At 39.9% G+C, this 356-nt stretch carries 1 pseudogene; it reads right to left on the bottom strand.

What is annotated here, in order from left to right:
- A pseudogene (locus tag J8281_RS19275) lies at positions 1–356 on the bottom strand (hypothetical protein); the annotation flags it as partial.

Below are 356 nucleotides of genomic sequence, written 5' to 3' on the forward strand. Positions count from 1 at the left end.
TTGATTCTTTTTTGATGCGCTCCATCTCTAAGTCAGAAGCACCTGTTGCAGCAACCACGGCATTAGCAAACATAAGTTCTTTGTGCATTTCATGCCCAAGACTACAGTATTGAAAATCCTTGTGATATTCTTCCAAACTAGCAGTGTTGTAGATTTTATCGTAAAGTACCCTATTGGTAAAATGAACATATTCCAACATAATATCTGCACCCATTATTTGTCCAGTTCTTGGGTTAACAAAACTGGGGCCATAGCCACCAAATGGCGGACGAGGAGATGATGTCCATCGTAACACATTATACCTAATATCCCCAGCATCCCATTCTGCATCATCAGGTTGTACTTTTACTACTAAG

Source organism: Aquimarina sp. U1-2, from assembly GCF_017897595.1.
Taxonomy (GTDB): domain Bacteria; phylum Bacteroidota; class Bacteroidia; order Flavobacteriales; family Flavobacteriaceae; genus Aquimarina.